Below are 18,978 nucleotides of genomic sequence, written 5' to 3'. Positions count from 1 at the left end.
ATTTGACCTCCGCTAAATTCTGATGAAATTGCGGTCTGCGATGCCCCGCAGTGGTGAAGTACTGAGACCTGGCCGCTTGCTGCGCGCTCCTTATCCGGCGGTCCGCGCGCTGCACTAGTTGGACAGGAGGCGCAGAAGCCTCATGGGAGGCTGTTTGTCGCTGCGGTCTTCACCCGGCGTGCGGTCCAAGCTCATGCTGATTACTGGCGTAGTATGCCGCGGCCATGTCCTGCTTGGAGCGGCCCTGAGAGGCGACGCGTTCGAGCCGCGCGGCGGCCGCCTCGGCACCGTGGAGCCGAAGACCGTGTTCCCGGGCGGCCTCGAGGACGAAGTGTGCGTCCTCGAGGGAGGTTTCGACGGCGAAGGACGCCGGTTCCAGCCGGTCGTCGAGGATCAGACCGGCTTTGGTTCGCAGGAATGGCAGATCGAGGCCCGTCCCGCAGGTTTCCCCTCGCCTTGGCGGGCGTGGCCGTCGCCAAGGGAGAGCATGGCCACCGGGTACGTTGACGGGCAGGTATAGCGTGGCCCCCGCCCTCACTTCCGGCGTGTCCATGTTGCCGCGGTGGGTGGACGGTGTCACAGCCAGGCGGACCTCCCGCTCCCCGGGCGACGCCTAACCTGCCGCGCATCGGATCCAGCGGCAGGTTCAGCACGTAGTCGGACCGGCGCGCACGGAATGTTGCGGTCCAGGATTCGAGGTCGATGTTATGGAACCAGACGCGCTCTTCGAGCGGCGAGGAGAGCATCGCGGTCTCGTGGGTTGGAGTCAACACCCCGAACAGCGGGAAGGTGCTGCCTAAGCTCATCCGGCGACTGCCCCTTCCTGGCCCGTTCCCCTGGCCGGCCAAGTGCTTCATGACGGCCGTGCGCTGACCCAGCGGAACTCCCATCCCTCAAAGGTCTCCGCGGCCGGCCTTCCCGGAACTATTTCCATGCAGCGATCCGCCCACGCGGAGTTCTCCAATGAGCCAACGTCTAGTGACGCCACGGTCCGGCTAATGTCCTCGAACCTGGGCGCGGATGCAGACTCCCGGGCCCCGGGCTCAACAGCACGTCGACGGCCAGCGGCGCTAAATCATTCGGCGGGGCCGAACGGCTGGTCGAAGGTGCCTCATGGACGCCGAACAAGTGCGGTCATAGTGTGAAAACACAGCGTGAAAATCACGCGGTGAAAACGAAAGAAGTGTTATGGCCAAGGTTTTGCTCGTCCTCTACCCGGATCCCGTGAACGGCTACCCCACCTTCCCGGAAGACTACGCGCGGGACACCGTCGCGGCGTTGACCGACTACCCCAACGGCCAGACCCTCCCTACGCCCGAGGCCATCGACTTCACTCCGGGCGAGCTGCTCGGATCGGTTTCCGGCGAGCTGGGCCTGCGCAAGTATCTCGAGGCCGCCGGCCACGAACTCGTTGTCATCAGCGACAAGGACGGCGCCGACTCCGACTTCGACCGCGAGCTGGTCGACGCCGACGTCATCATCTCCCAGCCTTTCTGGCCCGCATACCTGACCCCGGAGCGAATCGATAAGGCCAAGAACCTCAAGATCGCCATCACCGCCGGCATCGGCAGCGACCACGTTGACCTCAAAGCCGCCAACGAGCACGGCATCACGGTCGCCGAGGTCACCTACTCCAACAGCCTCGCCGTCGCTGAACACACGGTCATGCAGGTGCTGGTCCTTGTCCGCGACTTCGTGCGCCAGCACCAGATCGCGGTGGAGGGCGGCTGGAACATCGCCGACGCAGTGGAGCGCTCCTATGACCTCGAAGGCATGGACGTTGGCATCTTCGCCGCCGGCCGTATCGGCCGCGCCGTCATCGAGCGCCTGGCTCCGTTCGGTGTGCACCTGCACTACACGGACCGTTTCCGGCTGCCCGCGGAGTACGAGGAGAAGTACAACCTGGTGTTCCACGAGAACATCGAGGGCCTCGTCAAGAACATCGACGTCCTCACCGTGCATGCACCGCTGACCGATGAGACTGCAGGGCTCCTGGACGCGGAGCTGCTGTCCACCATGCGCCGCGGCGCCTACATCGTCAACCCGGCCCGCGGCGCAATCGCCGACCGCGACGCGATCGTCAACGCCCTGGAGTCCGGCCAGCTGGCCGGCTACGCCGGCGACGTGTGGGCGCCCCAGCCGGCCCCGGCCGACCACCCGTGGCGCACCATGCCGAACAACGCGATGACCACGCACACCTCCGGCACATCCCTGCCCGCGCAGGCCAAGTACGCCGCCGGCACGCGCGAGATCCTCGAGGACTTCTTCGCAGGGCGCTCCATCCGCACGGAGTACCTCATCGTCGAAGGCGGCACCTACGCCGGCACCGGAGCGCATTCCTACGCCAAGCAGGCAGAACCGGCCCGGTAGGGTCGATGCGGAGGCCGCTTGCCGCTCACCGCGGCGGACGGCACCGCGAAACCGGCGACCAGGCGCCCGGGCACCGGTAACACGGCCCCGGTCCCGGCCGCCTAACAGACGGGATGTTATGCTCCTGACCCAGCTTGGATACTTCGTGGCCCTGGCGCGCGAGGCGCACTTTGGGCGGGCAGCCGCGGCTTGCTTCGTCTCACCGTCAACACTCTCCGAGTCCGTGCGCAAGCTGGAGGTAGAGCTCGGGGTGCCGCTGGTGCGCCGTGGACACGCATACGAGGGGCTTACCCCCGAAGGGGAGCTCGCGCTGCCGTGGGCGCGGCGCGTCGTGGCGGACCAGGCAGCGCTGACCGGGGAGCTCTCCGCGGCCCGCGGGAAGCTCACCGGCACTGCGCGGATCGGCACGATCCCGTCCGGGATCGCTGCCGCCACGCAAGTGGTGTCTGCGCTAACGGAGGCCCACCCACTGTTGCGCTCAACAGTGCGGACCGGCCTGAGCAGCGAAGACGTCGTGGCCCGGCTGCGCGCTTTCGAGCTGGATGCCGGGATCATTCACCCCTCGGCCGCGGACGGCCTGGACCTGGTGGCGGCGGACCTGCCGGACGCTACCAGTGTCGTGGTTGCCTCGCCGGGAATGTTCGACGAGGCGTTGGACGCCGTGAGCGGCACGATGCTGACTTCCGTGCAGTTGGGGCTCCTGGCGCCGGGAATGCGGGCGCGCCAGCTTGCCGATGAAGCGTGGCGGGAAGCCGGCCTGGACGTGCGGCCCGCCGCTGAAGCGGACTCCATCGACGCACTGCTCGGACTCGTCGCGTCCGGGATGTGGGCCGTGGTGGTGCCCGAGTCTGCCGTGGCCACCCGGCGCAAAGACCCGTCGATTCACGTCCTGCCGCTGAGGGATCCCACCATCTCCACACCATTGTCCGTAGTGCGACTGGCCACCAAACCGGTGCCGGCGCTTATGCGCGCACTGGACGACGCCGCGCGGGCCGTGGTGGCCCGGCCGCGTCCATCTTCACCACTTTCGTAGCCGGACCGGGATTGCCGGGGCCGGTGCCCCATCGCGATCTGAAAGGTCCCCCATCATGTCACCCGTCTATTCCTCACCCCAGAAAGCACAGCCGGGGACAAGGCTGTCCGACCCGCCATCCCCATCCGCCTCGTCCCACGGAACGAGGTGGGCCCGCACCTGGGCCTCCTCCCGACGCATGATGACGCCGACGCAGCCGCGCGCGCCTTGGTCTGCGATCCTGGTGGCGGCTTTGGGCGGGGCACTGACCATCACGGTGCTATCGCTCACCGGGGACGCCGTCGGAACGCCCATTCTCATTGCGGCCTTCGGCTCGTCCTGCGTCCTGGTCTTTCTCCTGCCCGACGCCCCGCTGTCGCAACCCATCAACGTGGTCGGCGGCCACATGGTCTCGGCGCTGTGCGGCGTCGTCGCGCATGCTTTCCTTCCCACCGCGTGGTGGAGCCTGGGCCTGTCCGTCGGCGCGGCCATGGCGGCAATGGCAGCGCTGCGCATCATCCACCCGCCCGCCGGGGGCACCCCTATCGCGATCCTGTTGGCCCACGAGGGGTGGGGCTACCTGCTCACACCAGTCCTGGCGGGTTCACTCATCCTCACGGCATGCGCCCTGCTCTACCGCGTGCTGCTCCGGGCTCGCGCCGCAAGATAGGCGCATCGACTGCACCGCCAACCTCGTATGCCGGCTTTCCTGCCCTGTGGCCGGTGGCGGCGTTGGGTGACCCAGGGGAGCCCGGCGCGCCCCGCCGCACACATGAGCCGGGCCCCGCTGCGCAAGGTCCTCCACGGCATCGGGCCCGGTCCGTCTTCATGGAAAGCTCCGAGGTCCTCCAGGAAGTCCGCCATGTCCAGACATCGAGGCTCGTGGACGGCGATCCGCGAGGACAGGTTCCAGGAGACAGCGGCTGCGGCCAAGGCCCTGCTGGAAGAAGCCAACGACGGACGAGCCACAGACAATGCACCCTGACGGGCCTCTCCATCATCGAAGGGCCCGTCACCATGTATCGCGTCACGGTCTGCAAACCCGGGCGCGGCCCCTGAACCCGAAAGAGCGACCGGCCGGCCCACCATTCCGTTGTTTCCGACGCCGATGATGCGTTTGCGCGATCCGACAACCACACAACGCGAGACCCGGGACCGGCGCACCTTCGCCCGTGACACGCCCGGCATTTACACACGTTTTGTCCGCTAACCCGGTAGCCCGGGGTTAGCGGCATCCGCGGCGTTAAAGAAGAAAAGCACCAGTTCCAAAAGAACTGATGCTTCCCAGTGGTGGCTCCGACCGGCGTCGATCCGGTGACCTTTCGATTTTCAGTCGAACGCTCTACCAACTGAGCTACAGAGCCTAGGTGACATGTCACCATGATGGCCGGAATTTCTTCTGACCATCAGAGCGACCCTGACGGGACTTGAACCCGCGACCTCCGCCGTGACAGGGCGGCGCGCTAACCAACTGCGCTACAGGGCCTTGCTATTTTCTTGCTTCTCTGCAGTATCGCTACTGCAATTTTTCAAGGCTCTTAGCCTACCAGACTTTCCCATCCGGCCTGACCAGTTCCTTGCGTACCCCCAACGGGATTCGAACCCGTGCCGCCGCCGTGAAAGGGCGGTGTCCTAGGCCGCTAGACGATGGGGGCCAAGACTCAATTCGGCTCATCAGGGCAAAAATAAAGGGCCGAAGCCGTTCGTTTTTGTCCTTTCGAGTTGCTCCGAACTGGACTATAAAACTATAAGGGCAGACGCCCGGAATTTCCAAAAATCCCTAACCGCCCGACTGCGGAGTGCTCAGCTGCGCTGGATTGCCTCCTGCTGCGCCCGCTCGACATCGCCGGCCGATTCCAGGTCGCCCCTGGCGCGCAGGCCGGTGATGACGCCGTCAACATCGGCAGCCGGCCGGTTCTGGCTGAGCTTCCGTTTCGCTTCAACCCTCGTGATGAGAAGTTCGACGCCGACAATTGCCCGGAGCTGGCCGGCGATGAAGCGGGCGGGCGCGTCGTCCACCGACCAGGGGTCCGCCGAGGCTGCTTCATGCAGTGCGGTCAGCCGCCGGACCAGGTCCTCCACCCAGGCGGGGTCGTCATGGATGACGAGCCGGCCGTAGACGTGCGCGGTGGTGTAGTTCCACGTTGGCACCACCCTGCCGTGTTCGGCCTTGGACGGGTACCAGGACGGGGAAATGTAGGCATCGGCCCGCTGGATGATGACCAGGGATTCGCCCAGGGCCGGCTGCAGCCACTGGTCGTTGTTGCGGGCGACGTGGCCCAGCAGCGCCCCGTGCTCACCCGCCTCCGGGTCATAGACGAACGGCAGCAGCGTCGCGAGCAGTCCACTCTCCGTTGATGTCACCAGGTTGGCTGCCCCGGGGTTCGAGAGCAGCTCCTTGATGGCAAGCCGGTCGGCGGCGAAATGCGCGGGGACGTACATGGGGAATTCCTTGGGGTGTTGAGCGATGTGCAATGCGGAACGGCTGACAGCTTCAGACTACGAGCATGACAGCCAGGGTGACCATGACCAAGGCGATGCCGCCGTCGAGCACGCGCCAACTGCCGGGCCGGGCGAACACCGGCGCGAGGAACCGGGCACCGGCGCCGAGAGCGGCAAACCACACGATGCTGCCCAGCCCGGCCCCGGCAGCAAACCACCACCGCCCGTCCGGTCCGTGGGTGCCGGCCAGGGACCCCAGCAGCAGGACGGTGTCCAGGTAGACGTGGGGGTTGAGCCAGGTCAGGGCGAGGCAGGTTCCCAGCGCGGCCGCCCAGGTTCCCTTCTGCCCGGCCCCAGGCAGGGATGCCCCCGTTCCGCGGATGGCCCGCATTGCAGCCATCGCCCCGTACGCCAGGAGGAAGGCGGCACCCGCCCAGCGCACGACCTCGAGGACCGCGGGCGCCCGCTCGATGACCACGCCCACCCCGGCCACACCCAGAATGATCAGCACGAGGTCGGACAGGGCACAGACGGCAACAACCAGCACGACGTGCGAGCGCTGGACGCCCTGCCGGAGCACAAAGGCGTTCTGGGCACCGATGGCGACGATGAGGGACAGTCCGCTGGCGAGGCCCGAAAGGAGGGAGAGGATCATGGGTTCCACGCTAGAAGGCACCGGAACATGAAACCAGTTAATAATTGTTGGCCAACATAAGATGGGCTAATGATTGATATCCATCCCGACCAGGCCCGGACCCTGGCCGCCATTGTGGCCCACGGAAGCTTCGAGGCCGCCGCCAGCCACCTGCGCGTCACGGCGTCGGCGGTGAGCCAGCGCGTCCGCGCCCTCGAAGTGGCCGTCGGCCGGCCGGTGCTGAAACGGACCCGCCCCGTGGAACTCACGTCCTCCGGCCACGCGGTGGTGCGCTTCGCCCGGCAGCTGGACATGCTCGCTGCCGATCTGGCCGAAGAGCTGCAGCCCGGTGCGCAGCCCGCCAGCGTCCGGCTGACCCTCGTCATCAACAGCGATTCCCTGCACACCTGGGCGCTGCCCGGGCTGGCGGCCGTGGCGGACAGGGTCCAGCTGGAGATTCTGCGCGAGGACCAGGACTACTCCCTGGAGCTCCTCCGCAGCGGTGCCGCGTCCGCGGCCATCACCACCACGGCCAAGGCGACGCCAGGCTGTTCCTCCCGGCGGCTGGGCGTCATGCGCTACCTGCCGGTCTGCACGCCGGACTTCGCCGCCCGGTGGTTTCCCGCCGGGGCAACGCCGGAAACGCTCGCGGCCGCCCCCGTCATCATGTTCGACCGCAAGGACGACCTGCAGGACCGGTACCTGCGGGACGTGGGCACCGTGGGACTCCAGCCGCCGCGGCACTTCGTCCCGGCCGCCCATGAGTTCGGCGAAGCCATCCGTTGGGGGATGGGCTGGGGGCTGCTCCCCGAAATCGAGGTCTCGGCGGAGCTGAAGCGCCGTACGCTCGTGCCTTTGGACCCTGCAGCACATGTGGATGTGCCCCTCCACTGGCAGCAGTGGCGGCACGGATCGACCGCGCTCAACGAGGTCGCTGCGGCCATTTACGCCGCCGCCCGCCCCCTGCGGTGAGCCGCGCCGGCAGCCAGGTCCCGGCCGGCAGCAACTGCCGGGGACTCGGCTGGACGTGGCCGATTTCCGCCAGTCCCGAAGACCCTGGACGCACTAGATTGGCTATATGGCAACAACAGCCCAGACAGGCTCCCCCCAACCGGACAGCGCGCCCACGGACGGCACCGACAGCGTGCCGCCGAACACTCCCGCAGCCCAGCCCTTGAAGCGCGCCCCCGAACCGGGACAGATCAGCCGGCTCGGCATTGCCGCCGTCATCGTCACAGTGGTCCTGTGGGCCTCGGCCTTTGTGGGCATCCGAGCCGTGGGGCCCAGCTTCTCCCCCGGTTCCCTGACCCTCGGCCGGCTGGCGATTGCCGCCGTCGTTCTCGGCCTTGTGGTGTTGCCGCGCCTGCTGAAAAACAGCAAGCTCCCCCGGGGACGCGAATGGTGGCCGATCCTGGCCTACGGCATCATGTGGTTCGGCGGCTACAACGTCGCACTGAACGCCGCAGAACATCTCCTCGACGCCGGCACGGCGGCCCTGCTGATCAACGTCAACCCGATTATGGTCGCCATCATGGCTGGGGTGATCCTCAAGGAAGGCTTCCCGCGCTGGCTGATTATCGGCAGCCTCGTCGCGTTTGGCGGGGTTGCCGTGATCGCGCTCGGCTCCGGTCAGCGGTCGCCGGCGGACGTCACCGGGGTGCTGCTCTGCCTGCTGGCCGCTGCCCTGGCCGCGGTCAGTGTGATCGTGCAGAAGCCCGTGCTGCGGAAGATTCCCGCTGCCCAGGCCACCTGGTTCGGAATCATGGTCGGCGCCGTCTGCTGCCTGCCCTTCAGTGGACAACTGTTTGCCGAACTGCAGGCCGCCCCGCTGCCGGCCACCCTGGGACTCGTTTACCTCGGCGTATTCCCCACCGCGATTGCGTTCACCACCTGGGCCTACGCACTCTCGATGATCGATGCCGGCCGGCTCGCCGCCACCACCTATCTGGTGCCCGGCACCACGATCCTCATTTCCTGGCTGGTGCTCGGCGAGATCCCTACCGTCTGGGGTCTGGTGGGCGGTGCCATCTGCCTCGTGGGGGTTGGGCTGACCCGGCGCAGGTCCCGCTGATTCGGCGCTAGGGTTTCAGCTATGCCAGCTTCCCTGCCGCCAGGCCTGCCAATCATCCCGGACCGACCGGACGGGCCGGACGACGGCGGACACGGCACCGGCCACACCCGCACACCGTTCCCGATGTCCGAGTCGGACTTCGAAGCCGCGGTGAGTGATGCCCTGGACCACATCCCGGCTGAACTCGCCAGGACCATGAACAATGTGGCCATCTTCATCGAGGACGACTACATCCCCCAGCCCGGCGAGGACCCGGACACCGTGCTGCTGGGCTTATACGAGGGCGTGCCGCTGACCGAACGGGACTCGTGGTGGGACGCCGGCTCGCTGCCGGACCGCATCACGATTTACCGCGCGCCGATCCTGGAGATCTGCGAATCCCGCGAGGACGTGATCGAGGAAGTGACTGTGACGGTGGTCCACGAGATCGCGCACCACTTCGGCATCAGCGACGAGCGCCTGCACGAACTCGGCTGGGGCTAGCCCGGCAGCCACCGGCCCACGGCCACAACCGTGCCCTCCCTTGCCCTTGCCCTTGCCCGGGAGGGCCGTCGCGGGACAGCGCTGTGCGCCCACTGTGGCGACACACCCGGCACAATGACAACAAATGACATTGTTGTTGTTTATGTTATTGATGTGACCATTGTTGCCAAAGTGGCAATTGGCACGTAGCCTCGACCGTGCTGGGGATCAGCCGCGGGTTTTCATCTGCCGGAAACCCGGCCCGCCCGCTCCAGCCCGACACTGCAACGAGGTTGACCCATGATTTGGACCGGTTCCGGCCGAAAGACGGCCGCACTGTGCGCCTCAGTTGTACTTCTGGGATCCTTGGCCCTGCCCGCCAACGCCGCCACCCTGCCGCCGGCTTTCCAGGTCCCGGCCTCGCCGGCGGTCCCGTCTCCTGACGAGATCGCAGCCGCGAAAGCCAGTGAAGGCGCGACGGCAGCCCAGGTCACCTCGATTGACCGGCTGCTGGCCGACGCCTCCGCAGCCCAGGACACCAGCCTCGCCGCCTCCCTGCAGGCCAATAACGCTTACGGCGAAGCCCTCGGGGAGCTCCAGATGCGTCGGGACGCCGCCACGGTTGCCGCCGCCAAAGCCTCCGCAGCCGGGATGGAACAGCAGAAAACGCGCAAGCAGATCGGCCAGCTCGCCGGCGACCTCTACCGCAACGGCGGACTCAATCCCGCACTGAGCAGCTTTGTCAGCGGCAGCGGCAACGCCCTGCAGCAGGCCGCAACCCTCGAGGCCGTGACGGCCGGCCGAACCAGGGCCTTCGAATCGGCAGAAACCGCGGCCGCGGCCGCGGAATCGCTGACGGCCGCCGCCGCCGACGCCAACCGGGCCGCCGATGAAGCCGCACGGACGGCGGAGGCACGGAAGCTCGACGCCGAGCATGCCAACGAGGCCCAGCGGACGGCCGTGGCCGAGGCCAAAGCGCAGCGGACCGTGCTGGTGGAACAGCTCGCGGATCTCAAGAACACCACGGTTGCGTTGGAATCGGCCCGGGTGGATGCCCTGGAACGTCAGCGACAGCAGGATCGGCTCGGGGCAGTCACTGCTGCCGCAGCCCCGGCGGCAGGGTCGCAGGCCGCCGTCGGGACCCCCACCACAAACACCTCCGCTGCGGGAAATGCCGCTCCCGGGCTCAACCTCCCGGCTGCCCCGGTCATCAACGTTCCAAACCCGGCTCCGCCAGCCGCCGCGCCGGTCCCAGCACCGGCACCTGCACCTGCGCCAGCCCCGGCACCCGCGCCAGCACCCGTCCCAGCCCCGGCACCCGCGCCGGCACCCGCGCCAGCACCCGCACCCGCGCCGGCACCCGGCGGCTCCAACCAGACCGCGATCTCCGTGGCTCTCGGCAAGGTGGGGTCGCCCTATTTCTACCAGTACGGCGGAACGGGGCCTTATGGCTTCGACTGTTCCGGCCTGGTGCAAAACGCGTTCGCCGCTGCCGGGAAGTACCTGCCCCGCACCGCGTCCCAGCAGTTCGCCCAAGCCCCTGTGCACGTTCCGCTGTCGCAGGCCATCCCCGGAGACCTACTGGTGTGGGGCTCCGCACCGGGGTTTTATCACGTTGCGATCTACCTCGGCGGCGGCCGTGTGGTCCAGGCGCTGAACGAGGACGCCGGGCTTACCGTGACGGACCTGGCCTATATGTCCGGGATGCAGCTGTACCCCGTCGCCGCCCGGTACTGACCCGGGGTCCGCCGTCGCCCGTTTGCCGGCGGGCGTCCTAGGAGAGTACGTCCTTCGTGATGAACCTGCCGTAGGCGAGTGCGCCGAAGACGGCGACGTAGCCACCCTGCAGGAGCACATTCGCCAGGAATGAATCCCACACGACGGGCTGGCGCAGCAGGTCCGCGAAGTCCAGCCAATAGTGGCTGAAGAGCCACGGGTGCAGCCATTCGAGCTGCGGGAGCGCATCCAGGACCTGTGCGAGCACCGAGAGCACCACCGTGGATGCCATCGCCCCCACCGGCACGTCAGTGAGGGTGGACATCAGGAGCCCGATCGCCGAGAGACCCATCAGCGAGACCGTAAGGTAGGCCGCGATCAGCAGCAGGCGCAGCAACGCATCGGCCGCACCGATCGAATCGCCGGAGAGCAGCGTGACCGGTCCCACCGGGAAGAGCAACGCCCCGATTGCGGCCCCGACCAAAGCCACGACCAACGGCGCGGCCACGGCGAAGACGACCGCCCCGGTGTACTTCACGAGCAACAGCCGGACCCGGCCCGCGGGCGCCACCAGCAGGTACCGCAGGGTGCCCAGGCCGGCCTCGCCGGCCACGGTATCCCCCGCCACGACGCCCACGGTCAGCGGCAGGAACAATGGCACGGCGACGAGCATGGCTGTCACGCCGACAAACAGACCGTTCTGGGAAATCCGGTCCAGGAACGCCGGTCCCCGGCCCGGCGGCGCCGCGGAGGACACCCGGACGGCCACGGCGATCAGGACCGGAATTGCCGCGAGCGCACCCAGCATCGCCCAGGTGCGGCGGCGGCGGAAAAGTACCCCGAGTTCCGAGGCGAGCAGCCCATGCCTCCACCGGCCACCGCGATGGGGCGCAGGCTCCGGGCTGTGGTCCGGTGCCGCACGGTTGCTCTCGCCCGGGTCTGCCGCCCCGCCGGGGCCGGGTTCTTTACCGGACAACGTCAAAACCCTCCCCCGTAAGCGCCACAAAGCGTTCTTCCAGACTGACCTGTTCCGTGGCGAAGCCACGCACCCGGACCCCGGCCGCCACCAGCGCGGCGACGATCGCCTCCGGAGCCACGGCTGGATGGCCTGCCGACGCGGGGAACGGCGCATAGATCACCCCGTCACCGCCAGAAGGAGTGCCGGCCGGAAGGTCCGGTTCCGGGCTCAAACCCAGCCGGACCAGCACCTCCGCCGCAGCCCCCGCATCCGGGCTCACGAGCCTGATCCGCGGCTGCCCGCCCTGGCGCAATTCCGCGAGGGTCCCCTGGGCCACCAGACGGCCCGCACTCATAACGGCCGCGTGGGTGCAGATTTGCTCCACTTCTGCCAGCAGGTGGCTGGAGACAAACACCGTGGCTCCGTCAGCCGCCAGTGAGCGCACCAGGCTGCGGACCTCCCTCGTTCCCTGTGGATCCAGCCCGTTCGTGGGTTCATCCAGGATCAGGAGTTCGCGCGGTGCCAGCAGGGCATTGGCGATGCCGAGCCGCTGCTTCATACCCAGCGAATATGCCCTGACTTTCTTGTCCGCCGCGTGCGTCAGGCCCACCCGCTCCAGCGCCGACTGCACGCGGGCCTTCCGGCTGGCGGCGGAAACGCGGGGATCCGCGGCATCGAAGCGGTACAGGTTGTCAGCCCCGGAGAGAAACGGGTAGAAAGCAGGCCCTTCGACCAGGGCACCCACCCGGGGCAGCACACCGTGCAGTTGCCCCGGCATCTCCTGCCCCAGGACCCGGACGGAGCCGGACGTGGCCTCGGCCAGCCCGAGCAGGAGCCGGATGGTGGTGGTCTTCCCTGAGCCGTTGGGACCAAGGAAGCCGAACACAGAGCCCTTGGGCACTGCAAGGTCGACGCTGTCGACGGCCAGTTGCCGCCCGAAGTGCTTGCTCAGACCGGTGGTCTCGATGCTCAGTTCCGGCACCGGCGCGGCGGCGGTCACGCGGCAGTCACCGGATGGTTCACCGCGGCGTGGCGGCGGCCTGCAACCGCTCCAGCGGCACCGAACCGACGAAGATCCGCCCGTCGTCGAGGATCAGTACATTTAGCAGCGACGTCGACACGAGGCGCCCTCCCGGGACGGCGACGGCAAGCTGATCCAACAGTGCTGCGTTGCCGGAACCTGATCCTTCGGGAAGCGAGGGACCGGGCTGCAGCGGGTTGTCGGTCGCCGGGTCCGGGGCCCCGTTTTGTCGCTGGGTCCGGCCCTGCAGCGCCGCGGCGCCCGCCGGGACCTCGAGCACCGACTCCCAGCCGCTGCCGGTGACAGCGGGCCGCGTCGCCTCTTTCGGCTTTGCGGTATCCGACGGCGGTGTGGCGGCGTCGGCGGAATGATCCGGCAGCGGAACTTCTTGCACCGTTGCCCCGGGCGGCGGGGTGAAGTTGAATAGCGAAGCGTCCGGGGCCTCAAGCTTGAGGCTCGTGAAAGCCAGGCTGAAGACCGGTTCGGCCTGTCCCCTGGCCTTCACCTCGACGCGGAGCGGGAGTCCGGTTTCGCCGTCGACGGCGATGGCGACGGAGCCCATCAAAGTGACATCCGAGGTCGGGGTCATCAGGAGGTTGTATGCCGGCCGGCCCGCCACCTGAACGTCCGGACCCACGGTCACCTCAGTACCCGGGTCGACGGTAGCAAGCAGTTTGTCCGCCAGCTCGCTGGGGGTTGCTGCCGGTCCGGGGTCTGCCTGGTGGGCACCCGCATCACCGGCGGGGAGCCGGGTGTGGGCGGCGGTGTTGTCCTTGGAGTTGTAGAACCACAAATCATTGCCGCGCCGGATCGCGTCCCGCTCGGCCATCCGGTCCATGACCTGCACCCGGGCGTTCCCGGGGCCGTCAAGGTAGACGCGTGCCGTGTGGGACCCCGTGAGCAGCTCCAGCCATGCTGCTTCCGGTGCTGCCGCCTCCGGGGCCGACTTCGGAAGCTCGGGAAGGCCGGTCGCGGAGTGTTGTTCCAGTGTTCCGGAGAGGGATTTGCCGGTGGGCTGGGCGATTAGGAGCAATACCTGCTGGGGGGTCTTCTCGGGGAGCCGGTCCCCGGCCTTCGCGGGCAGGGATCCGGCCAGGATCCCGGCCGCGATCACGGCAGGCACCGTCAATGCGGGGATCCATCGCAGCCATTTGCGCGTCATTGTGACGGCGCTCCAACCTTGCAGCTCATGATTCAACTGTACGCCCGGGGTTGTTCGGTTTCACCAGTGCCTGCCGAATTGGTTTGGGTGGACTGCCGCCGCGGCAAAACCCCCGCCGGGCGCTCAGGTCAGCACGTTCAGCGTCAGCTCGACCGCCCCGAGCACAAGCGCGAGCACCGAGGTCCCCAGCCCGGCAACGAGCAGCAGCCCGGGGTGCGCAAGTCCGACAACAACACGCCTGAACCGCGGGCGCCGGCGCAGGAACTTACCCGGCACCAAGGACGAAGCGGGGTCCTGTTTCCAGCCGCGGAGTCGCCGGAGGAACCACGCGCAGCGGACGATAAACGCCAGCCAGAGCACGGAGACCACCAGCGGAACGGCGGCCAGCAGGAGATTAAACCCCACGGCCGTAACCTCCCGCTCGGAGGCGCCGACGAGGGACTGGATAGTGGTGGAAATCGAGGCGCTTATGACCACCGAGACACCCCACACGAGAAATGCGGCCGTGAGGGCCAGGAACCGCACGAAGAAGTGCCCCAGCACGGAATCCTTGCGCCGTTTAAGATGCCGTCGCGGGGTGGCATGCAGCAAGGCGACAGTTGCCAGCACCGTTGGCAGTGCGGCCATTCCGACCAGCACAGACCAGGCCCAGCCAGCGTAGTCGAAGACGTCGTCCGCAACGATCAGCGCTGCCCAGAACCCGGTCCAGGCCCAGCCGGCGGTCAGCGGGCGGCGGACCAGCCAGCCGGGGAGCCAGGGATCGTCTACGCCGGGCCCCGGGATGGGACCCGGCGCCGGCGCGGCCGGGTCTGTCCCGGCGTCGTCCGATATCGGGGGCGGGGAAGCCTGCACGTCACTCACTGCCTAGGCCCGGTCAGCATAAACAACGCCGCGTCCGAGCACCGCTGCCCGCGGCTCCTTAGGAATTTCCGAGAATGGGCCCGAAGTTCACCCGGTCAGCCAGCCGGGGATCCTCCCGGTCAGGGACCACCATAACGGGGCCCTTGGCATGATGGAGGATCCCGTCTGAGGTGGAACCGAGCATCATTCCGGCGAAGCCCCCGCGGCCGCGGGTGCCGACAACCACCAGTTCCACCTGCCGGCTGGCTTGGACGAGGATGTCCACTGGCGAACCGTCGACGAGTTGGGTCTCCACGGTGAGCCGGGGAAAGTGGCTTCTGATCCAGGCAGTACCGGCGTCGAGTTGCGTCCGGATATCGGCGAAAAGCGCCTCGCGGTCCATCGGCGCCGGGACCCAGGCCAGCGACCCGCTGTACTGCGGGACGGCGCAAACCACCCGCAGCGGCGCGGAGAGCCGTTCCGCCTGCGCGGCCGCCTCCATTACCGCCACCCGGGCCTGTTCGGAGCCGTCGACGCCGACCACCACCACGTTTTCGATCGGTACGTGCCCGGACTTCGACTGTTCCGCCAGGACATGCTTGTCGACAGTCGTCTCGCCCAGGCGGTCGGCGCAGACCAGGGGAACCGTGACGGTCGGACATTTGGCGTGCGCCGGCAGCGCACTGCTGACGGATCCGAGCAGCCGTCCGACGAAGCCACCACGGCCGCGGGTGCCGAATACCAGCAGCTCCGCGGTTTCGGACATTTCCAGCAGGACACCGGATGCGTCGCCGTTCTCGACCGAGGCATCGACGTCGATCTGGTACCCGGCGACCTTGTTCACGGCCTGCTTCAGGATGGCCTCCGCGCCTTCGCGGATCACCGAATCGTCCACCGTCGCGTAGCCGCCGTCGAGTCCTGACGCCGCAAAGATCGGCACTGAATAGGCGGTCACGATGTGCAGGGGACGCTTGCGGCGCTGCGCCTCGCGGGCGGCCCACACGAGGGCGCACTTGCTGTGGTCTGAGCCGTCGACGCCGACCACGATCCCCCGCGGAGCCTCGGGCTTTTCGGGGGAATCCCCTGCCGGATCCGGATGCACCTGTTCTGGGCCCATGGGGTCCGCCTCCTCGCGATTCTTGCCTGATGTTGCGGCTATTCTGCCAGACGCGGCCCGGATGCCGCGTCCGCTGCCGACGTGCCCGAAGATTCCGCGGCTGAAACCGCTGATTTCTCCGACTTTTCGCGGTTTGCGGGGCGGAAGAAGCTGCCGGAAGCTCCGGGCGGCGCCTATCTCCTGCTTGGTCTATCCACGGCAGGAAATGTTGGATAGTCTTCGATTCGTTGCTGAACCGAGACTCGTGTTTCAGAACCCGGGACCCGAGGGAGCCGTGGTCGACGCGGTCCGGGAACGCGTCCGGGGCACCTGCCCGGCAACTGGCACGATTCGAAGAGAGGCCCTGCAGTGTCGAGCACGCCAATGTCCGCCGATATCGAACGGACCGCTGCCATTGTGATCGGCACCGGTTTGTCCGGGCTCGCAGTGGCGAGCGAGCTGCAGCGGCGCGGGGTGGCTTCCATCATTGTGGACGGGCTCGATTTGCTGGGTGCCGGCCACCCGGCCAACGCGTCTTCCGTGCAACGTTGCGACGCGGCCGACGCCGCCAGTTTGCAGGAACGCAATGAGATCCTCCGGCACCTGCGGAACTATGCCGCCAGCCACAAGTTGGACGTCCGGACCAATATCCGGGCACTGCAGCTGGACCACCTCGACGCCGACGGGGCCACCCCGCGGTGGGCTGTCCGCACGCCCGGCGGGATCCTGCTCGCGGACCATCTCGTCCTGACCCGCTGTGCCCACAGCCAGCTGCGCAGGATGCTTTCCGAGCTCGGCGTGTCGGCCGGGCAAACCCTGACGGCGGCCATGCACGCCCTCGGGATGTACCTGGTGGGGGTGGGCGAACTCATCACGCCGACCCCGAAGGAAGTCCTGCGTCAGGCGAAGGTGGTGGGCCAGGCGATCTCGGCCAAGGTCTACCCCGAGGGTTTTTCCTCGCTGGTGCCCGGCAGCTACGCCCTGGCGGCGCCGGCATAGGCAGTCTTAGTTCCCGGTTTCGCTCCGGTCGGCCGCCTGGCTGCTGACAGTCTCACCCTGCTCGTCACGGCCGGCCAGCCGGCGCTTGGCCATCAGGGCCAAGGCCACCACAATGCCGATGGCAGTCCCCACGAAGATCACAATGCTCCAGGGGAACGGCTCGGCAGAACCGACCGGCTGCTCCGGCGCCGTTGTGACGCCCGGCGCGGCGGTTCCCATCGTGGGGACTGCGGCCGCCGACGTCGAGCCCGCTGCTCCCGCCGTGGCCGTAAAGGTGAAGGTGCCTTCAATGGGGTGGCCGTCCGAGCTGGCGACCCGCCATGCCACGGTGTACGGCCCGGCAGGGGCGCCGGGCTTGAGCCGCTGCGAGGCGACGTTGTCCACGATCTCGACGGCCCCGTCGGCCCAGTTGGCGCCGTCGCCGGTGTTCACAACGATCTGTGCACCCAATCCCAGCGGATTCTTGCTAAACGTCACCGACACCTGCGCTGGCGGCGTGGCCACCGTGGCGCCGGCGGCCGGGCTGGTGGACTCGGCAACGTCGTGGGCCGATGCCGGCGCAACCGCGCCCAGCAGGACGGCGGCGAAGATTGCGGTGCCCAGCAGGGCGCTCAGAAACTGTCGGATGAGGCGCATGGAAAAGGCTGCTCCTAGTGTTGGGTTCCTTACAGACTAGGCGAAATGGGCCAGACGCTGCGTGCCCGCCTAATAAGATTCAGGTAACCATCCACATCCCCCGGAGGACCAATGCTTAAGCAGGGCTCTGCACTCGACCGGTATTTCATGATCTCCGCACGGGGGTCGAACTTCTCGCGCGAGATCCGCGGCGGGTTCGCCACGTTCTTCGCCATGAGCTACATCGTGGTTTTGAACCCGCTGATCCTCTCGGGACCCGATTCCTCCGGCGCCACCCTCGGCTTCCCGGCGGTCGCGGCCGTCACCGCCTTTGTGGCCGGCATCCTGACCATCCTGATGGGAGCCTGGGCCAAGCATCCCTTCGCGCTCGCGACGGGCCTCGGCGTCAACGCCTTTGTGGCCGTCACCGTCGCCACGAACCCGGGCCTGACCTGGCCGGACATGATGGGCCTGGTGGTCCTCTCCGGCGTCACCATGCTGATCCTGGTCCTGACCGGCTTCCGGACCGCCGTGTTCAAGGCCGTCCCGGAAGGGTTGAAGACCGCAATTGTGGTGGGCATCGGCCTGTTCATCGCCCTGATCGGCCTGGTTAACGCCGGCTTCGTCCGGCGCATCCCGGACGTCGCAGGCACCACGGTCCCCGTCGGCCTCGGCTTCGACGGCAAACTGCTGGGCTGGCCCACGCTGGTGTTCGTCGTCGGACTGGTCCTCACCATCGGCCTCGTGGTCCGCAAGGTCAAGGGCGCCATCCTGATCGGCATCGTCACCTCCACGGTCCTGTCCGTCATCCTGGAATTCACGCTCCATATTGGACCCAGCTTCGACGGCAAGAACTTCAACCCGCAGGGCTGGTCCCTTGTGGCGCCCAAGTTCACCGAATGGGCCGCGCCGGACCTGTCCCTGATCGGCAAGGCCAACCCCTTCGGCGCCTTCGAACACCTCGGCTTCGTCGCAGCGACCCTGCTGGCCTTCGTAATCCTGCTGAGCATCTTCTTCGACGCGATGGGCACCATGGTGGGCCTGGCCACCGAAGCCGGCACCATCGACAAGGACGGCAACATCCCCAATGTGGACCGTGTGCTGCAGATTGATGCCCTGGGCGCGATAATCGGCGGCGGCGCCTCCGTCTCCTCGAACCAGATCTACGTGGAATCCGGCGCAGGCATTGGCGAAGGTGCCCGCACCGGCCTGGCCTCGATCGTCACCGGCCTGCTGTTCCTGGTCGCGATGTTCTTCACCCCGCTGATCAACCTGGTGCCGTTCGAAGCGGTGGCCCCGGCGCTCGTCGTTGTGGGCTTTATGATGGTCTCCCAGGTCGGCAAGATCGACTGGCAGGACTGGGGCATCGCGATCCCGGCGTTCCTGACCTTCACGCTGATGCCGTTTACCTACTCCATCGCCAACGGCCTCGGCGCCGGCTTTATCTCCTTTGTGCTGATCCGGCTGGTCCAGGGCCGCGGCCGCGAAGTGCACCCGCTGATGTGGGCCGTCGCCGCGGCGTTCCTGCTGTTCTTTGGGATCGGCCCGATCGAGGCTGCGCTGGGCATCCACTAAGGAAC

The 18,978-nt window shown here is 67.6% G+C and carries 19 protein-coding genes and 3 tRNA genes; 11 read left to right on the top strand and 11 right to left on the bottom strand.

Features of this window, described 5'->3' with window-relative positions; genetic code table 11:
- Nucleotides 1–193 precede the first annotated feature (193 nt).
- The 5 genes from QK287_RS05810 to QK287_RS05790 all read left to right on the top strand — a co-directional run bounded on the left by QK287_RS05810 (nt 194) and on the right by QK287_RS05790 (nt 4,367).
- Nucleotides 194–520: a hypothetical protein gene (locus QK287_RS05810; RefSeq protein WP_282359537.1), complete on the top strand. Its 327-nt coding sequence runs from the start codon at nt 194–196 to the stop codon at nt 518–520.
- A gap of 668 nt (nt 521–1,188) precedes the next feature.
- A complete protein-coding gene (locus tag QK287_RS05805; RefSeq protein ID WP_282359536.1) occupies nt 1,189–2,370 on the top strand; it encodes an NAD-dependent formate dehydrogenase in 1,182 nt (393 codons plus the stop codon).
- Nucleotides 2,371–2,488: 118 nt separating this feature from the next.
- The gene (locus QK287_RS05800) at nt 2,489–3,403 is read left to right on the top strand and encodes a LysR family transcriptional regulator (RefSeq protein ID WP_282359535.1); all 915 of its coding nucleotides are present in this window, start codon (nt 2,489–2,491) and stop codon (nt 3,401–3,403) included.
- Nucleotides 3,404–3,581: 178 nt separating this feature from the next.
- The gene (locus QK287_RS05795; protein ID WP_282359534.1) at nt 3,582–4,052 is read left to right on the top strand and encodes an HPP family protein; all 471 of its coding nucleotides are present in this window, start codon (nt 3,582–3,584) and stop codon (nt 4,050–4,052) included.
- Nucleotides 4,053–4,244: 192 nt separating this feature from the next.
- Complete coding sequence (locus QK287_RS05790; RefSeq protein WP_282359533.1) at nt 4,245–4,367, top strand: hypothetical protein; 123 nt, start codon at nt 4,245–4,247, stop codon at nt 4,365–4,367.
- A 303-nt stretch (nt 4,368–4,670) separates the two neighbouring features.
- Here QK287_RS05790 and QK287_RS05785 read toward each other — a convergent pair.
- The 5 genes from QK287_RS05785 to QK287_RS05765 form a co-directional block, all read right to left on the bottom strand.
- Nucleotides 4,671–4,746: transfer RNA gene (locus tag QK287_RS05785), tRNA-Phe, on the bottom strand.
- 48 nt (nt 4,747–4,794) lie between these two features.
- Nucleotides 4,795–4,868 (bottom strand) — tRNA-Asp (locus QK287_RS05780).
- Between the two features lie 96 nt (nt 4,869–4,964).
- A tRNA-Glu gene (locus QK287_RS05775) sits at nt 4,965–5,037 on the bottom strand.
- Nucleotides 5,038–5,185: 148 nt separating this feature from the next.
- Nucleotides 5,186–5,824 carry an FMN-binding negative transcriptional regulator gene (locus QK287_RS05770; protein ID WP_282359532.1) on the bottom strand — a complete coding sequence of 213 codons (639 nt, stop codon included), beginning with the start codon at nt 5,822–5,824 and terminating at the stop codon, nt 5,186–5,188.
- 52 nt (nt 5,825–5,876) lie between these two features.
- Nucleotides 5,877–6,479 (bottom strand): LysE/ArgO family amino acid transporter, encoded by a 603-nt coding sequence (locus QK287_RS05765; protein ID WP_282359531.1) that lies wholly within the window; start codon nt 6,477–6,479, stop codon nt 5,877–5,879.
- A gap of 69 nt (nt 6,480–6,548) precedes the next feature.
- Between QK287_RS05765 and QK287_RS05760 the strand changes: the two genes are divergently transcribed.
- From QK287_RS05760 to QK287_RS05745, 4 genes are all read left to right on the top strand, one after another.
- Nucleotides 6,549–7,430 (top strand): ArgP/LysG family DNA-binding transcriptional regulator, encoded by an 882-nt coding sequence (locus QK287_RS05760; protein WP_282359530.1) that lies wholly within the window; start codon nt 6,549–6,551, stop codon nt 7,428–7,430.
- Nucleotides 7,431–7,536: 106 nt separating this feature from the next.
- Nucleotides 7,537–8,529: a DMT family transporter gene (locus QK287_RS05755; protein ID WP_282359529.1), complete on the top strand. Its 993-nt coding sequence runs from the start codon at nt 7,537–7,539 to the stop codon at nt 8,527–8,529.
- Nucleotides 8,530–8,550: 21 nt separating this feature from the next.
- On the top strand, nt 8,551–9,012 hold the full coding sequence (locus tag QK287_RS05750; protein ID WP_282359528.1) for a metallopeptidase family protein: 462 nt from the start codon (nt 8,551–8,553) through the stop codon (nt 9,010–9,012).
- A gap of 279 nt (nt 9,013–9,291) precedes the next feature.
- Nucleotides 9,292–10,728 carry a C40 family peptidase gene (locus QK287_RS05745; RefSeq protein WP_282359527.1) on the top strand — a complete coding sequence of 479 codons (1,437 nt, stop codon included), beginning with the start codon at nt 9,292–9,294 and terminating at the stop codon, nt 10,726–10,728.
- Between the two features lie 37 nt (nt 10,729–10,765).
- Here QK287_RS05745 and QK287_RS05740 read toward each other — a convergent pair whose 3' ends face one another.
- The 5 genes from QK287_RS05740 to QK287_RS05720 form a co-directional block, all read right to left on the bottom strand.
- The gene (locus QK287_RS05740; RefSeq protein ID WP_282359593.1) at nt 10,766–11,566 is read right to left on the bottom strand and encodes an ABC transporter permease; all 801 of its coding nucleotides are present in this window, start codon (nt 11,564–11,566) and stop codon (nt 10,766–10,768) included.
- Between the two features lie 106 nt (nt 11,567–11,672).
- Nucleotides 11,673–12,665, bottom strand: a complete 993-nt coding sequence (locus tag QK287_RS05735; RefSeq protein WP_253031404.1) for an ABC transporter ATP-binding protein — start codon at nt 12,663–12,665, stop codon at nt 11,673–11,675.
- 19 nt (nt 12,666–12,684) lie between these two features.
- A complete protein-coding gene (locus QK287_RS05730) occupies nt 12,685–13,848 on the bottom strand; it encodes a hypothetical protein (protein ID WP_226773428.1) in 1,164 nt (387 codons plus the stop codon).
- Nucleotides 13,849–13,971: 123 nt separating this feature from the next.
- Entirely contained in the window at nt 13,972–14,709 is a 738-nt protein-coding gene (locus QK287_RS05725; protein ID WP_226773429.1) for a hypothetical protein, read from the bottom strand.
- A 58-nt stretch (nt 14,710–14,767) separates the two neighbouring features.
- The gene (locus QK287_RS05720; RefSeq protein ID WP_226773430.1) at nt 14,768–15,805 is read right to left on the bottom strand and encodes a universal stress protein; all 1,038 of its coding nucleotides are present in this window, start codon (nt 15,803–15,805) and stop codon (nt 14,768–14,770) included.
- A gap of 363 nt (nt 15,806–16,168) precedes the next feature.
- On the opposite strand from QK287_RS05720, the gene QK287_RS05715 reads away from it, so the two are divergent.
- Nucleotides 16,169–16,783, top strand: coding sequence for an FAD-binding protein (locus QK287_RS05715; protein ID WP_282359592.1), 615 nt, complete (start codon nt 16,169–16,171; stop codon nt 16,781–16,783).
- A gap of 6 nt (nt 16,784–16,789) precedes the next feature.
- Here QK287_RS05715 and QK287_RS05710 read toward each other — a convergent pair whose 3' ends face one another.
- The gene (locus QK287_RS05710; protein WP_282359526.1) at nt 16,790–17,419 is read right to left on the bottom strand and encodes a copper resistance CopC family protein; all 630 of its coding nucleotides are present in this window, start codon (nt 17,417–17,419) and stop codon (nt 16,790–16,792) included.
- Nucleotides 17,420–17,530: 111 nt separating this feature from the next.
- On the opposite strand from QK287_RS05710, the gene QK287_RS05705 reads away from it, so the two are divergent.
- Entirely contained in the window at nt 17,531–18,973 is a 1,443-nt protein-coding gene (locus tag QK287_RS05705) for an NCS2 family permease (RefSeq protein WP_226773433.1), read from the top strand.
- The last annotated feature ends 5 nt before the right edge of the window (nt 18,974–18,978 follow it).

The organism is Arthrobacter sp. AL05 (genome assembly GCF_029960715.1).
Taxonomy (GTDB): domain Bacteria; phylum Actinomycetota; class Actinomycetes; order Actinomycetales; family Micrococcaceae; genus Arthrobacter.
The sequence above is the reverse complement of the archived record's forward strand: the minus strand, read 5'-3'. Positions and strand labels throughout refer to the sequence as shown.

Excerpts from the sequence above, each read along its gene's own strand:
- QK287_RS05765 (WP_282359531.1), bottom strand. The coding sequence starts at position 6,479 with ATGATCCTCTCCCTCCTTTCGGGCCTCGCCAGCGGACTGTCCCTCATC.
- QK287_RS05710 (WP_282359526.1), bottom strand. The coding sequence starts at position 17,419 with ATGCGCCTCATCCGACAGTTTCTGAGCGCCCTGCTGGGCACCGCAATC.
- QK287_RS05770 (WP_282359532.1), bottom strand. The coding sequence starts at position 5,824 with ATGTACGTCCCCGCGCATTTCGCCGCCGACCGGCTTGCCATCAAGGAG.
- QK287_RS05750 (WP_282359528.1), top strand. The coding sequence starts at position 8,551 with ATGCCAGCTTCCCTGCCGCCAGGCCTGCCAATCATCCCGGACCGACCG.
- QK287_RS05795 (WP_282359534.1), top strand. The coding sequence starts at position 3,582 with ATGATGACGCCGACGCAGCCGCGCGCGCCTTGGTCTGCGATCCTGGTG.
- QK287_RS05720 (WP_226773430.1), bottom strand. The coding sequence starts at position 15,805 with ATGGGCCCAGAACAGGTGCATCCGGATCCGGCAGGGGATTCCCCCGAA.
- QK287_RS05800 (WP_282359535.1), top strand. The coding sequence starts at position 2,489 with ATGCTCCTGACCCAGCTTGGATACTTCGTGGCCCTGGCGCGCGAGGCG.
- QK287_RS05705 (WP_226773433.1), top strand. The coding sequence starts at position 17,531 with ATGCTTAAGCAGGGCTCTGCACTCGACCGGTATTTCATGATCTCCGCA.
- QK287_RS05715 (WP_282359592.1), top strand. The coding sequence starts at position 16,169 with ATGTCCGCCGATATCGAACGGACCGCTGCCATTGTGATCGGCACCGGT.
- QK287_RS05790 (WP_282359533.1), top strand. The coding sequence starts at position 4,245 with ATGTCCAGACATCGAGGCTCGTGGACGGCGATCCGCGAGGACAGGTTC.
- QK287_RS05810 (WP_282359537.1), top strand. The coding sequence starts at position 194 with ATGCTGATTACTGGCGTAGTATGCCGCGGCCATGTCCTGCTTGGAGCG.
- QK287_RS05730 (WP_226773428.1), bottom strand. The coding sequence starts at position 13,848 with ATGACGCGCAAATGGCTGCGATGGATCCCCGCATTGACGGTGCCTGCC.
- QK287_RS05760 (WP_282359530.1), top strand. The coding sequence starts at position 6,549 with ATGATTGATATCCATCCCGACCAGGCCCGGACCCTGGCCGCCATTGTG.
- QK287_RS05805 (WP_282359536.1), top strand. The coding sequence starts at position 1,189 with ATGGCCAAGGTTTTGCTCGTCCTCTACCCGGATCCCGTGAACGGCTAC.
- QK287_RS05745 (WP_282359527.1), top strand. The coding sequence starts at position 9,292 with ATGATTTGGACCGGTTCCGGCCGAAAGACGGCCGCACTGTGCGCCTCA.
- QK287_RS05755 (WP_282359529.1), top strand. The coding sequence starts at position 7,537 with ATGGCAACAACAGCCCAGACAGGCTCCCCCCAACCGGACAGCGCGCCC.